Here is a 12,178-nt window from a genome sequence, read left to right as displayed (position 1 = left end):
CGCTCAGCGGCGCGCGCGTTCTCGCGAGAGGTTCCAGCCCTGCCACGAATCATCGGCGGTGCGAGCGCGAATGGCCTGTTCGATCGGGTCGCGCTGCGCTCGTGGCAGCCGGTCGAGTGCGGGCAGGATGTCGGGTGAGAGGCCGCTCAGGTAGTCCGAGTCGAAGTTCTTGCCGTCCTGCCAGCGGGTGACATTGCGATCGGCCACCAGCCCTTCGGGATTCATCACGGCCACCACCAGCAACGTCGCCGCGGCCAGGCCGACGGCCGCGCGCGGCACCCATCCCCGGCGCAAGGTCACCAGGCTCGCGAGCACGAGCACATAGACCATGCCGATCCACAACTCGAACACCTCCACCAGCAGCCGCATGACGGTGAACCCGTAGGCCTGCTGATAGGTCCACATCCGGTGCAGGGCCGAGGCCACGATCACCAGCGTCAGCACACTCACCGCCGCCAAACCGGTCCGCAGCCACGCCCTTTCCGCCGCCGACTCCTGCACCGCCACCCGCTGCACCACCGAGATCACCGCCAGCGCCAGGATGCTCACCACCGACAACTGCCAGAAACCGCTGCGCGCATACTCCGCATAGGTGAGCTCCGCGGTCCGCTGTACATATCCGTCCCCGCCGAACAGCACGGCGAGCTGCGTCCCCACGAATACCGCGAACACGACGGTCAGCGCGCCCACCGGAATCCCCCACTCGATCCGCGACAAGCGCCGGTCGCCCAGCCACGCAACACCATTCGCGCCGGTTTCCGCCTCCTGCGCGGAATCGGCGGCGGGCAATGGCCCGGCCAGCAGATACAACGCCCCCGCGGTCCCCAGCGCGCCGAGCCCGAACAGCATTCCCCACCGCGCCACCGACGCCACATCCACGCGCGGCAGCATCCCCGCCACCAGGCGCTCGAACACCGGGTCGGCTCCGGCCAGCAAAGGCACGAACACCAGCAGCAGGCCGGCGGTGACCAGCACCGACATCCATACCCGCTGCGCGATCACCGCTTTCCGCCCGCGTACCTGCGTCGCGGCGCGGTACACCCATGGCACCGACACGACCGCCGCACAGGTCACCGCCACCGCATCGGCCAGTACCCCGTACACCGACCGTCGCCCTACTACCGCCATAGAGCCCGCCATCATTGCCGCGAGCACGCACAGCACGAACAGCCAAGGTGCAGCTCTGAGCGTGCCGATCCCCAACAGGCCCAAGGCCAGTACGGTCCACCAGCATCGCCCCCAGCGCAGCGCCCGGGACTCATCGGCCCACTCCTCCAGGTCGTAGTCGGTCGATTCGGCAGTCCCGGAACGGCTTTCATCACCCGTTTCGGACTCGGCATCTGAGGCAATGTCCTCCGATTCCTCCTCGGCCACTTCCTCCTCCGCGGAGTCAGCGTCCGCGACGGGCTCGACACGGTGCTGCGCAACCAATGCGCGGCGGGCAGCGCGATCCGCGGCATAGACCACGGCCGCGAGGACGAGGCCGGTGAGCAACCAGCCGATACCGGGCCGATCCAAGGGAATCAGCACCGCTGCAGCCAGACCTGCCACCACGACCGCCGGGACGATGCCACGGTGCACCGGCACGACCACGTGGCGCGGGGGTGGACGGAATCGCGGGATCGGCCGCATCGGCGGTACCGCGGAGGCGGCCGCGGGCGCAAGCCCCATCGCGCGAACAGTCGGCCACGCGGGACCCGCCCATGCCCCGGCCCCCGCCGCGGATGCGGATGCGGGCACAGGCTGTTCTGCAGGAGTCGCGGCATCGTGGGTGGCCGGATCGTGCGGTGGCGGATTGTCTGTTGCGGGAGCGGGTTTCTCGGGCATGGCGAACCTCCAGAGGGTATGCGGCAGTGGCCCGGGAGCGCGCGGAGCGCCGAGCTGCGGGTGTGGGAGGGGTCTTGTTAGGGCGCCGGGAGGGTGATGCGGATGCGGGAGCCCGGATCGGCGACGGCGATGGTGCCGCCGTGCAGGTCGACTATCCAACGCGCGATGGCCAGGCCCAGGCCGGTACCGCCGGTGGTGGCACGGCCGCCGCGAGTGAAACGTTCGAAGACACGGGCGCGTTCGGCGTGCGGGATGCCGGGGCCGTCGTCCTCCACGTCGAGGACGAGTTGATCGCGCAAGGCGTGGGCGTGGATGCGGACCTCACCGTGCGCGGGCCCGTGCCGGGTGGCGTTGTCGAGGAGGTTGAGCAGGACCTGGTGCAGGCGGGCACGGTCGGCGTGCACCTGCAGGCCGGGGGTCTCGAGATGGATGCTGAAGCGGATCGGGCGGTCGACAGCGGCCGCCATCACCTCGGCCTCGGCCACGACCTCCTTCAGGAGCGGTTCCAGCGCAAGCGGTTCCACATCCAGGGCCACCGCGCCCGCTTCCACGCTCGACAGCGCCAGCAGTTCGGAGACCAGCAAACTCAGACGCTCGGTCTGGGCGAGGGCGGTACGCAGGGTGGCCGGATCCGGTTGTGCGACACCGTCGACCAGGTTCTCCAGCACCACCCCCAAGGCCGTGATCGGGGTGCGCAGTTCGTGCGACACGTTGGCGATGAAATCGCGTCGCTGCTGATCGGCCGTGGCGAGGTCGGCGGCCATCTGATTGAACGCCGCCGCCAGCTGCCCGACCTCGTCGCGGGAGGTGGCGCGGACCCGATGCGAATAATCGCCCTGCGCCATGCGTTTGGCGGCCGCGGTCATCTCGCGCAGCGGCATCGTCATCCCGTGTGCCAGCACCTGCGAGGTGACCAGCGCGATCAGCATGGCGGTGATGGTGGTCTTCTGCGGCAGCCAGCCGATGCGGTAGGCGAAGAATCCGAACGCCACCGCGCCCGAGCCCACCATGAGGATGCCCAGCTTCACCTTGATCGAGGGCACCCGGTCCAGTGGCCGCGGCATCCGTCCCGTGAACCGATTCCCGGCCGCGCGCAACGGGTTCCTCGCATCACGCGTCCCCGAGTGACCCTCATCCGTGCCCGCGCGCCCGGCGTAGCGCGTGTTCTCCGGACCTTCGGAGTGCGCGCGGTCCGGGCCGCTGTCGCCGGGATTCATCGGGCTTCCAGCGCATAGCCCACACCGTGCACGGTGCGGATGAGGTCGGCGCCGAGTTTGCGGCGCAGGGCCTTGATGTGGCTGTCGACCGCGCGGGTGCCGGAGGCGTCGGCCCACCCCCAGACCTCCGAGAGCAGCCGGTCGCGGGCCAGGACGGTGCGCGGGCGCCGGGCCAGGTTCACCAGGAGTTCGAATTCGAGTGGGGTGAGCTGGGTTTCGGTGTCGGCGCGCCAGACGCGGCGTTGATCGGTGTCGATGCGCAGGTCGCCGACGATGATGGTCGCCCCCGGTGCCGCGTGGCGTTCCACGCGCCGTAGCAGGGCGTGGATGCGGGCGGTGAGCACGCGTAGGGAGAACGGTTTGGTCAGGTAGTCGTCCGCGCCGACGCCGAGCCCGACCAGGACGTCGGTTTCGTCGGTGCGGGCGGTGAGCATGAGTACCGGGACCGGGCGGCGGGCCTGGATGCGCCGGCAGACTTCGAGCCCGTCGAAGCCGGGCAGCATCACGTCCAGGACGACCAGGTCGGGTTCGCCGGCCTCGGCGCTGGCGACGCCGGCGGGCCCGTCGTGGGCGATGTCGACGGTGAAGCCTTCGGCGCGCAGCCGCGCGGCAATCGATTCGGCAATGGTCGGTTCGTCCTCGACGACGAGGATGCGCCGGGCGCCGCGCTGCTGGCTCGATTCCATGCTGGTGACACTAGGAGGTGGCCGTGGAGATGGTTCGCGCCGATTGTGAAGATCCTGTGGAGACCCCGGTCACACCACCGGAATCCGGCGTCTGCGACGGTGCGTCGTAGCATGTTTGCCGTGCGTGAACCGACCCTGCGTAAGCTCGGCGCGGCCGTAGCCATTTCGACCCTGGCAACGTTTCCCGTGGCCTGCTCCAACTCCCAGACCTCGTCCGATTCCTCCGGTAAGGCGGCCGATCAGGTCTCCTTCGCCGAGCAGTGGGTCAAGGCCGCCGATTCCGGCATGTCCGCCGCGTTCGGCACCCTCGCCAATGCCGGTAACCAGCCGGTGACTCTGGTGGCCGCGGCCAGTCCGGCGGCGGGGCGGGTGGAGATCCACGAGGTGGTGGCCGACGCGAGTGGTCAGAAGAGCATGCGGCCCAAGGCCGGTGGCCTCACCATCCCCGCGCACGGTGCCGCGACCTTGGCGCCGGGTGCGGATCATCTGATGTTCCTGGAGCTGAAGCAGCCGTTGCGCGCGGGTGCGGAGACGCCGATCACGCTGACTTTCTCGGACGGGTCGACCAAGTCGGTCACCGCGCCGGTGCGCGACCAGAACTGAGATACCGACCGGCCGGACCATGCAGCGCGGGTGCTCCGGCCGCCGCTTAGGGTTGCCGTCTATGACAGTCCTGCGATCGATCTTGTTGTTCGGGCTGGCCGCCGTGTTCGAGATCGGTGGCGCCTGGCTGATCTGGCAAGGGGTGCGCGAACATCGCGGGTGGGCGTGGATGGGTGCGGGCGTGGTCGCCCTCGGCCTCTACGGGTTCGTCGCCACCCTGCAACCCGATGCCGGCTTCGGGCGCATCCTGGCCGCCTACGGTGGCGTGTTCGTGGCGGGCTCGCTGGCGTGGGGCATGGCCTTCGACGGATTCCGCCCGGACCGTTGGGATATCACCGGCGCGCTGGTGTGCCTGGTGGGTGTCGCGTTGATCATGTACGCGCCTCGCTCCACGTGAAACCAGCTGTGACCTGGCTGCATTCATGCATCGCGCGCAATCTCGCACTGCGCGAAGCGATTACGCTGACCGGCCGAACAGTCCGTCGATGATGGCGCGGGCGGTCGGAATGGCAGTCGTGTCATCCATGCGCGCAGCGCTGTTCGCGGCCGCGATGACCGCTTCGAGCTGGAACGCCAGCGCGTGCGGGTCGTGCCCGGTCAGGAAGCCCTGCTCCTGGGCGCGGCGAATCTCCTTCTCCAGCACCGCGAACCAGTCGTCGCGATCGGCGGCCAGCGCATCGCGTACCGGGCCGGGACGGCTGTCGAATTCCGTCACGCACTGACCGCGGAAGCAACCGCCCGGCATGACGGGCGCGCCGATGTAGTCGAACCAGTGCTCGAGGATCGCACGCAGCCGCGGCATGCCCTTGGGTTCACTCAGCGCCGGGCGCACGACGTGGTCGATGAACACCTCGCGCGCGGACTGCACCGCGGCCAGTTGCAGGTTCTCCTTGGTGCCGAACAGCGTCGCCACCCCGGATTTGCTCACGCCCAGATCGACCGCGAGCCGGCCCAGGCTCAATCCGTTGAGCCCTTCGACGGAGGCGACGTCGGCGGCGTGGCGGGCGATGGCGGCTCGCGCGCGGGCGCCTTTGAGCAGGCGTTGATCGGATATCTGCTGCTCGGCGGGGTTTTCTTCGAGCTGTGCGGGGGCGGGCACGGATTCGGTCACCTCTCCATCTTGGCACCGACCTCTTGCATAAACGCACGATCGGTCGTACTTTTCAACAATACGAACGATCGTGCGTACAGTTTTACTTCCCGAGACACTCTCCCGCGAAAGTCGCTCTCATGACCGACGTCTCCGCACGGCACAATGCCGCGCATCCCCAAACCCCTCCCCTCGCTCCGCCGCCCGCAGCCACCGCGGCAGATTCCCGGGCCGCGCGCCTGGCCCTGCTGGTCGCCTCCGGCGCGGCCTTCATCTCCTTCCTCGACCTGTCCGTGGTGAACATCGCCTTCCCAGCCATCACCCGCGACTACCCCGGCACCGCGGCCACCACCCTCACCTGGGTGGTCAGCGGCTACGCCGTCGCCTTCGCCGCACTGCTCACCCCGGCCGGGCAACTCGCCGACGCGCTCGGACGCGGACGCGTATTCCTCGCCGCGCTGGCCGGATTCGCGCTCACCTCCCTGCTGTGCGCGTTCGCACCCGGGCCGGCATGGCTCATCGCGGGCCGGTTCCTGCAGGGCGAGACCGCCGCCTTCCTCATCCCCGCCGGGCTCGGACTGGTCCTGAGTGTCACCCCGCCACAACGCATCGGCGTCGCCATGGCCGCCTGGACCGCGGCGGGCGGATTCGCCGCCACCGTCGGTCCCGCGGTCGGTGGCGCGCTGGTGGACTGGTTCGGCTGGCGGTCGGTCTTCGTCATCAATGTGCCGATTGCCGTGCTGCTCATCGCCTTCGGACTGCGACTGGCCCGCGGTGATCAGCGCCAGCCGCACGGATTGCCCGATCCCGTGGGCACGCTCGCCACCGGGCTCGGAATCGGCACGGTGGTCGCGGCCGTCACCCAGGGCCAGCAGTGGGGGTGGGCCGACTGGCGCACCCTGGCCTGCGGACTCGGCGGCCTCCTTCTACTGGCGGTGGCACTGTGGCGCTCACGCACCCATCCGCGCCCGGCCATCGCCGTCGGATTGTGGCGCAGTCACCGCTACGCGCTGGTGAACGCGACCGCATTCGTCTTCGGCATCACCATGTTCGCGTGGCTGCTGGCCGGGCCGCTGTGGCTGGCGAACATGTGGCACTACTCGGTACTGAAATCGGCGGCGGCAATGACCGTCGGCGCGGTCGCCTCGATGGTGACCGCCGTCCTCGCCGGACGCGCCCCGATTCCCTGGCAGCGCTGGCTCGGCGTGCTGGGCGCGCTCCTGTTCGCGGCCTCCACCCTCTACATGACCACCAGCGCCTGGGATGCCACCCCGTCGATCTCGAAGGCCTGGGTGCCCGCGGGCATCCTGGGCGGCGGCGGGATCGGACTGCTGATCACCGTGCTGGGTACCGCCGCGGCGCGATCGCTCCCACCGCAACGCTTCGCCGCCGGTGTGGGCATGAACGTGACCGCCCGCCAATCCGGCGGCGCGCTCGGGGTGGCCGTGCTGGCCGCGGTATTCGCGGCCAACCCGACGGCGCCATTACACGCCTTCCACACCTTGTTCGCGGTCTGCGCCGCAATCGCCGTCGCCGCAGCCGTTCTCGCCGTCCTGCCGGCCCGAGCCGAGGAGACCCCCGCATGACCGCCGAAACATCGGCCCGCACCGGCCTTTCCGACCGTACCGAGGCGAATGATCCGTTCACCCTCGCCGATTCGGCAGCCCATGCCATGTTGCGCGCGGTGCCGTGGCGGCGCTTCGCCGTCATCGGCGACTCCACCGCGGCGGGCACGGGTGATCCATGGCCCGGCTACGCCACCGTGCCGTGGGCGGACCGAATTGCCCGCTGGCTGATCGGCTCCCACCCGCGCGCCGACTACCTCAATACCGGGCGCAACGGCGCAGTCATCGCCGATGTGCGCGAGCGGCAACTCACCGACCTGCTCGCCTTCCACCCGGATCTGGTGCACATCAGCTGCGGCGGCAACGATCTGTTCCTGCACGGCACCGACCTGGCCACCGTCGAAGCCGAACTCGACGCGCTCTGCGATGCGGTCGCGGCCACCGGCGCACAGCTGTCGCTGTTCACTCTCGCCGACAGCTTCACCGGCCAGATGGCCCCGCTGCGGCCGCTGTTCGCCGATTTCAACGAGGCCGTGCGGCGTGTGGCCCGCCGACACGACGCGATCCTGACCGAGTTCTGGGATCACCCGGCCCGGTTGCGCGCGGACTGGCTCAGTGCCGATCTCATCCACCTGACCATGGCCGGGCATGCGGTGGTCGCGGCCGAGGTCGCGAAAACCCTTGCCCGCCACGCCGCCCGGCAGGCGTCACCGGACCCGGCCGGGCAGCACTGAGCCCGGAGACGACAGAAGCCGCACCGCATGCCGTCATGCATGCTGTGCGGCTTCGCCTTTCGCGCTACCGCGCCGGACTGCCGTACGAGAAGACCAGAGCCGTGCAGATCAGTGCCACAGGGCGGCGATGAACACGTTCAGGATGGCCAGCCCGCCCGAGGCGTGGGTCATCCACGGCAGTGCCTTGCCGCGCTTGGCGTCGGCGCGGCCCATTTCGGCGAAGGCCGCGACGAGCACGGCCACAACCAGTTTGGTGATGACCTTCGGCATATTGGTTTCCTTGCCGAGCGAGTGGATCGACTCGGCCATGCCGACCAGCACGATGCCGGTCAGGATCTGCGCGCGAGCGCCCCACACCATCAGCTCCGATACCCGCGGCTGCGAGGCGACATAGCCGCCGACCACCGCCGCCATACCGAGCAGGTGGGTCACGACCACGAGGTTGTAGACGAAGGTCATGACTGCACACCGTAGTGGATCCCCCGCCTGCAACGACAGTCGGTAGTACCGGAGAACTTCGCTGGTGAAACAGGCCGAAAGGTTTCCGATAGCTGCCGTCACCGAGTTTCATCCGAGAGCAGGCCGGGTAGTCCTGACGAAATGGCTCTTCGTCACCGTCTGCGGAGGGCCGTCGCGTCGTGGGCAGTGTGGCCGGCTAGGAGAATTCAGGTGGCGGTTGTACTCGTGCTGCGTGCACGCGGGCTGGGTGATCTACTCACCGCGGTACCCGCGCTGCGCGCGCTGCGGCGGGCCCGGCCCGACGACCACATCACCTTGGCCGCGTCACCCAGACTCAAACCCATCGTCGATCTCATCGTCTCCGTCGACGAGATGGTGCCCATCACCGAACCCGTGGGCCTGCGCTGGGACGGGGAAGTCCCGGCGCTCGCGGTGAATCTGGACGGCACCGAGGGCCTGGTGGAACTGCTCAAGACCCAGCCCGAACGCATACTCACCTACCGTAATCCGGCCTTCCCGGACCTGGCCGGCCCGGAATGGCAGCCCGACATGCACGATGTGGACCGCTGGTGCCACCTGCTCGAATCCGACGGGATGGCCGCGGATCGCCGCAACCTGGGCCTGGTGCCGCCGGTCGCGGTCACCAGCCACCGCGACTGCGTGGTCGTGCACATCGGCGCGGGCGCACCCGCACGACGCTGGCCGCCCGACCGCTTCGCCGCGGTGGTCCGGCATCTCCTGGTTCAGGGGCGCGAAGTCGTGCTGACCGGCGACGAGACCGAACGCGAAATCGCACTCGGTGTCGCCGCCCGCGCAGGACTCTCATCGGCGCGAGTCCTCGCGGGTCAGCAGAACCTCATCGAACTGGCCGCCACCGTGGCCGAGGCGGCCCTGGTGGTGTCGGGCGATACCGGAGTCGCGCATCTGGCAACGGCTTTCGGCACCCGCACGGTCCTGCTGTTCGGCCCGACCGCGCCCAGCCTCGGCGGGCCCCCGGCGCATCTGCTCGGCCGCCACGCCGTGCTGTGGGCGGGACAGACCGGTGATCCCGATGCCACGACGCCGGATCCGGGCCTGTTGAAGATCGGTGTGCCCGAAGTGCTCAATGCCATCGACAAACAGCTGCGCAAGCGGCCGTGGCCGGGCACCGGGATGGATCGCCGCGCCCAGACCTATCGGCGGGTGGGATAGGCGCTCGACAGGGCGGCCGAGTAGGCGACGAGGGCGCTGGGCCAGAACTGTTCGAGGTAGTCGCGGGCATCGGCCAGTCCGCGCGGGTCCAGGGAGTAGAGGCGGCGATTGCCGTCGGGGCGGACCATGACCAGGCGGGCCTCGCGCAGCACTCGCAGGTGCTGCGAGACCGCGGAGCTGGTGACGCCCACGGTTGCGGCGAGTTCGCCGACGGACCGTGGTCCTTGTGGGAGGGCTTCGAAGACCGCGCGGCGAGTGTCGTCGGCGAGAGCGCTCAACACCCTCACTCCATTAGCGGGCACTTACATAGATTGCCCACGCCGACACGCCGGGGTCAAGGCGGCACAGGGGCGACTCCGCCGACGTCATCCGGAAATCACAGGCGTGTCGTTACCTGGCCGTGACCGGCGAGCTGGGCTTTCGCGTCCTTGTGACGGCCGCAACAGGGTTTTGAGCCCACTCCGGCCACACCGTACGTTCGATCCATGCCCGTAACCGTTCCGTTATCTCGAACCTTCCGGGCCGTCCGAGGCCGGACGGCCGCCGGCCGCGCCGCCGCCGTTTCCGCCTTGGTCGGCGCCTCCCTGTGCGCCCTGGCCGCCGCCGATCAGCAAGCAGACGGCGAACTCATCGGCATCGCCGCCGCCTCCGCCGCGCAGCCCGCGACCTTCACCGCCTTCACCCCGCGCGAGGCGCAGATGCCGCAGTTCGTGCCGCCGCAGGTGCTCGACTTCTTCAACAACCTGCACATCGAGCAGGCACGGCCCAAGACCGTGCGCCCGGTCGCCGGTCCCCTCACCTCCGGCTTCGGGGTGCGCTGGGGTGCCATGCACGCCGGTATCGACTTCGGCGACGGGTTCGGCACCCCGATCCGCGCGGTCACCGACGGCACCGTGATCGAGGCCGGTCCGGCCTCCGGATTCGGGCTGTGGGTGCGTATCCAGCAGGACGACGGCACGATCGGCGTCTACGGGCACATGCAGGACATCCTGGTGCAGCCCGGCCAGCAGGTGCGCGCCGGCGACGAGATCGCCACCGTCGGCAGCCGCGGCTACTCCACCGGACCGCACCTGCACTACGAGGTGCACACCCCCGACAACGGTCCCGTCGATCCGCTGCCGTGGCTCGCGGGCCGCGGCATGGACGTCGGCATCCCCGCCGACTAGCCCCGAAGCCTTCCCTGCGCCGATGAGGGGCGTGTGGGATGCGGTGTGCCGCAGACGTATACAACGCCGTGTGCCACAAGCGCAGACACCGACCAGGACAGCCCCGGCCCCTACCGCCGGGGCTGTCCCCGTACCGGGGTATGACGTGCGGACCGCACCCGCGAGGGACGTGTCGCCCGGGGCCGCATTCCTAGCGTCAGGGTATGACCACGCTCCACGCACCCACCCTCGAGCGTCGAGTCCCCGACGCCCGCAACCCATTACACCGCCCCTTGCTGGCCACCAGCATCGCCATGGCCGCGCTGGCCGTATTCAGCCTGTGCGCCATGATCTTCGACGACCGCATGCTGCTGCACGAGTCGGTGTGGCTGAAAACGTTCAAGTTCGGCTTCGCCTTCGCCCTCTACACGATCACGCTGGCCTGGCTGCTGTCGTTCCCGCATCGCGGGCAGCGGTTCACCTGGTGGATGGGCAGCCTGTTCGCGGTCACCGCCCTCGCGGACGTCGGATTCATCGCCGTACAGGCCGCGCGCGGCACCTTCAGCCACTTCAACGAGCAGACCGATGCCTGGAACCACTACGGCCAGCTGGTCTTCATGAGCGGCGTGCCGGGCCTGTTCGCCGCGAATCTGGTTATCGCGCTGGTGCTTTCCTGGCAGAAGATCACCGACCGCCCCACCACCCGCGCCATCCACGCCGGACTGGGCATCGCGGTGATCGGCATGGCGCTCGGCTACGCCATGGGCTTCACCGGTGAACAGCACACCACCGACGCCTACGGCCACCCGGTGACACTGGGCGCCGGGCACACGGTCATGCACGGGCAGCCCGACATCCGCGACGGCGGCGCGGGCCTGCCGGTCACGCACTGGAGCACCACCGGCGGCGACCTGCGCGTGCCGCATTTCGTGGGCCTGCACGGCATCCAGGTCCTCATCCTGGCGTCGTTCGCCCTGCTGTGGCTCGCCAAGCGGGTTCCGTGGCTGCGCGACGAGCGCGCCCGCGCCCGGCTCGTCGGGGTGCTGGCCCTCGGGTACGCCGGACTGGTCGGCATCCTGCTGTGGCAGGCCCTGCGCGCCCAGCCCCTGACCCACCCCGACGGCACGACGCTGGCCGCCCTCGGCGCATTGATCACGCTGACCGGAGCGGGCGCCACCCTCGTCTATGCCGTGCACGGGCGCAACCGCCCGCGGACGCTGTCGGCACGGCCGACGCCGATGTGGTCGACCGGCTCGGCAGAGTCGCTGGGCGACAACGCAATCGGCGGGCGCGGGCCTGGGCGTCATGCGAACACGGTCAGCGCAGGCGTTCGGCGTCGCGAGTGAGTTTCACCAATATGGCGGTGAGTTCGGCGAGTTCGATGTGATCGGCTCCCTCCGACACCGCGGTCGCCACGTCCTCGGCGGCACAGCGTGCGGAGAACCAGCGGTCCGACAGGTCGGCGACCTCCTGGGCACTGAGTATGACCGAGTCCTCGGGAATACCGGTGCCCTTCACGCTGTTTCGATGCTCGTAAGCACGCTGGCGGCACGATTGCCGGCAGTAGCGGCGGCGGCGTCCCACCTCGGATTCGGCGATCTCCCTCCCACACCACTGGCAGGCCGAGAGCACACGTCGCGACATGGTCCGACACGTTAGCG

General features: G+C 69.6%; 14 protein-coding genes. 7 read left to right on the top strand and 7 right to left on the bottom strand.

The genetic code is table 11. The features are described 5' to 3' along the window. Positions 1-3 precede the first annotated feature (3 nt). The 3 genes from ACH438_RS25115 to ACH438_RS25105 all read right to left on the bottom strand — a co-directional run bounded on the left by ACH438_RS25115 (position 4) and on the right by ACH438_RS25105 (position 3,730). Positions 4-1,671 (bottom strand): DUF4153 domain-containing protein, encoded by a 1,668-nt coding sequence (locus tag ACH438_RS25115; protein ID WP_397009259.1) that lies wholly within the window; start codon positions 1,669-1,671, stop codon positions 4-6. A gap of 233 nt (positions 1,672-1,904) precedes the next feature. Then, complete coding sequence (locus ACH438_RS25110; RefSeq protein ID WP_397009969.1) at positions 1,905-2,891, bottom strand: ATP-binding protein; 987 nt, start codon at positions 2,889-2,891, stop codon at positions 1,905-1,907. Positions 2,892-3,040: 149 nt separating this feature from the next. Next, the gene (locus tag ACH438_RS25105; protein ID WP_397009257.1) at positions 3,041-3,730 is read right to left on the bottom strand and encodes a response regulator; all 690 of its coding nucleotides are present in this window, start codon (positions 3,728-3,730) and stop codon (positions 3,041-3,043) included. A gap of 120 nt (positions 3,731-3,850) precedes the next feature. Between ACH438_RS25105 and ACH438_RS25100 the strand changes: the two genes are divergently transcribed. Then, positions 3,851-4,333, top strand: a complete 483-nt coding sequence (locus ACH438_RS25100; RefSeq protein WP_397009255.1) for a copper chaperone PCu(A)C — start codon at positions 3,851-3,853, stop codon at positions 4,331-4,333. A 61-nt stretch (positions 4,334-4,394) separates the two neighbouring features. Continuing rightward, positions 4,395-4,730 carry a YnfA family protein gene (locus ACH438_RS25095; protein WP_397009253.1) on the top strand — a complete coding sequence of 112 codons (336 nt, stop codon included), beginning with the start codon at positions 4,395-4,397 and terminating at the stop codon, positions 4,728-4,730. Positions 4,731-4,790: 60 nt separating this feature from the next. On the opposite strand, the gene ACH438_RS25090 is transcribed toward ACH438_RS25095, so the two are convergent. After that, positions 4,791-5,444, bottom strand: coding sequence for a TetR/AcrR family transcriptional regulator (locus ACH438_RS25090; protein WP_397009251.1), 654 nt, complete (start codon positions 5,442-5,444; stop codon positions 4,791-4,793). 119 nt (positions 5,445-5,563) lie between these two features. Here ACH438_RS25090 and ACH438_RS25085 point away from each other — a divergent pair, with 119 nt between their 5' ends. Next, the gene (locus tag ACH438_RS25085) at positions 5,564-7,009 is read left to right on the top strand and encodes an MFS transporter (RefSeq protein ID WP_397009249.1); all 1,446 of its coding nucleotides are present in this window, start codon (positions 5,564-5,566) and stop codon (positions 7,007-7,009) included. Continuing rightward, complete coding sequence (locus tag ACH438_RS25080; RefSeq protein ID WP_397009247.1) at positions 7,006-7,722, top strand: SGNH/GDSL hydrolase family protein; 717 nt, start codon at positions 7,006-7,008, stop codon at positions 7,720-7,722. Before ACH438_RS25085 ends, ACH438_RS25080 begins: the two co-directional genes overlap by 4 nt. Positions 7,723-7,830: 108 nt before the next feature. Here the strand turns inward: ACH438_RS25080 and ACH438_RS25075 are convergent, their stop codons facing one another. Continuing rightward, the gene (locus tag ACH438_RS25075; protein ID WP_397009245.1) at positions 7,831-8,181 is read right to left on the bottom strand and encodes a hypothetical protein; all 351 of its coding nucleotides are present in this window, start codon (positions 8,179-8,181) and stop codon (positions 7,831-7,833) included. A 210-nt stretch (positions 8,182-8,391) separates the two neighbouring features. Between ACH438_RS25075 and ACH438_RS25070 the strand changes: the two genes are divergently transcribed. Continuing rightward, positions 8,392-9,372: a glycosyltransferase family 9 protein gene (locus ACH438_RS25070; RefSeq protein ID WP_397009243.1), complete on the top strand. Its 981-nt coding sequence runs from the start codon at positions 8,392-8,394 to the stop codon at positions 9,370-9,372. On the opposite strand, the gene ACH438_RS25065 is transcribed toward ACH438_RS25070, so the two are convergent. Next, entirely contained in the window at positions 9,354-9,674 is a 321-nt protein-coding gene (locus ACH438_RS25065) for an ArsR/SmtB family transcription factor (protein WP_397009241.1), read from the bottom strand. The two genes, ACH438_RS25070 and ACH438_RS25065, sit on opposite strands and share 19 nt — an antisense overlap. Before the next feature lie 183 nt (positions 9,675-9,857). On the opposite strand from ACH438_RS25065, the gene ACH438_RS25060 reads away from it, so the two are divergent. Both ACH438_RS25060 and ACH438_RS25055 read left to right on the top strand, forming a co-directional pair. Then, a complete protein-coding gene (locus tag ACH438_RS25060) occupies positions 9,858-10,538 on the top strand; it encodes a M23 family metallopeptidase (protein ID WP_397009239.1) in 681 nt (226 codons plus the stop codon). 203 nt (positions 10,539-10,741) lie between these two features. Next, positions 10,742-11,863 (top strand): hypothetical protein, encoded by a 1,122-nt coding sequence (locus ACH438_RS25055; protein ID WP_397009237.1) that lies wholly within the window; start codon positions 10,742-10,744, stop codon positions 11,861-11,863. On the opposite strand, the gene ACH438_RS25050 is transcribed toward ACH438_RS25055, so the two are convergent. Then, positions 11,835-12,161, bottom strand: a complete 327-nt coding sequence (locus ACH438_RS25050; protein WP_397009235.1) for a hypothetical protein — start codon at positions 12,159-12,161, stop codon at positions 11,835-11,837. The two genes, ACH438_RS25055 and ACH438_RS25050, sit on opposite strands and share 29 nt — an antisense overlap. Between the last annotated feature and the right edge of the window lie 17 nt (positions 12,162-12,178).

The organism is Nocardia sp. NPDC020380 (genome assembly GCF_044386975.1).
Lineage (GTDB): Bacteria > Actinomycetota > Actinomycetes > Mycobacteriales > Mycobacteriaceae > Nocardia.
This window is presented reverse-complemented; position numbering and strand designations above follow the sequence as displayed.

Coding starts and splice junctions, on each gene's coding strand:
- ACH438_RS25115 (WP_397009259.1), bottom strand. CDS start 1,671: ATGGGGCTTGCGCCCGCGGCCGCCTCCGCGGTACCGCCGATGCGGCCG.
- ACH438_RS25110 (WP_397009969.1), bottom strand. CDS start 2,891: ATGCCGCGGCCACTGGACCGGGTGCCCTCGATCAAGGTGAAGCTGGGC.
- ACH438_RS25105 (WP_397009257.1), bottom strand. CDS start 3,730: ATGGAATCGAGCCAGCAGCGCGGCGCCCGGCGCATCCTCGTCGTCGAG.
- ACH438_RS25095 (WP_397009253.1), top strand. CDS start 4,395: ATGACAGTCCTGCGATCGATCTTGTTGTTCGGGCTGGCCGCCGTGTTC.
- ACH438_RS25085 (WP_397009249.1), top strand. CDS start 5,564: ATGACCGACGTCTCCGCACGGCACAATGCCGCGCATCCCCAAACCCCT.
- ACH438_RS25080 (WP_397009247.1), top strand. CDS start 7,006: ATGACCGCCGAAACATCGGCCCGCACCGGCCTTTCCGACCGTACCGAG.
- ACH438_RS25075 (WP_397009245.1), bottom strand. CDS start 8,181: ATGACCTTCGTCTACAACCTCGTGGTCGTGACCCACCTGCTCGGTATG.
- ACH438_RS25060 (WP_397009239.1), top strand. CDS start 9,858: ATGCCCGTAACCGTTCCGTTATCTCGAACCTTCCGGGCCGTCCGAGGC.
- ACH438_RS25055 (WP_397009237.1), top strand. CDS start 10,742: ATGACCACGCTCCACGCACCCACCCTCGAGCGTCGAGTCCCCGACGCC.
- ACH438_RS25050 (WP_397009235.1), bottom strand. CDS start 12,161: ATGTCGCGACGTGTGCTCTCGGCCTGCCAGTGGTGTGGGAGGGAGATC.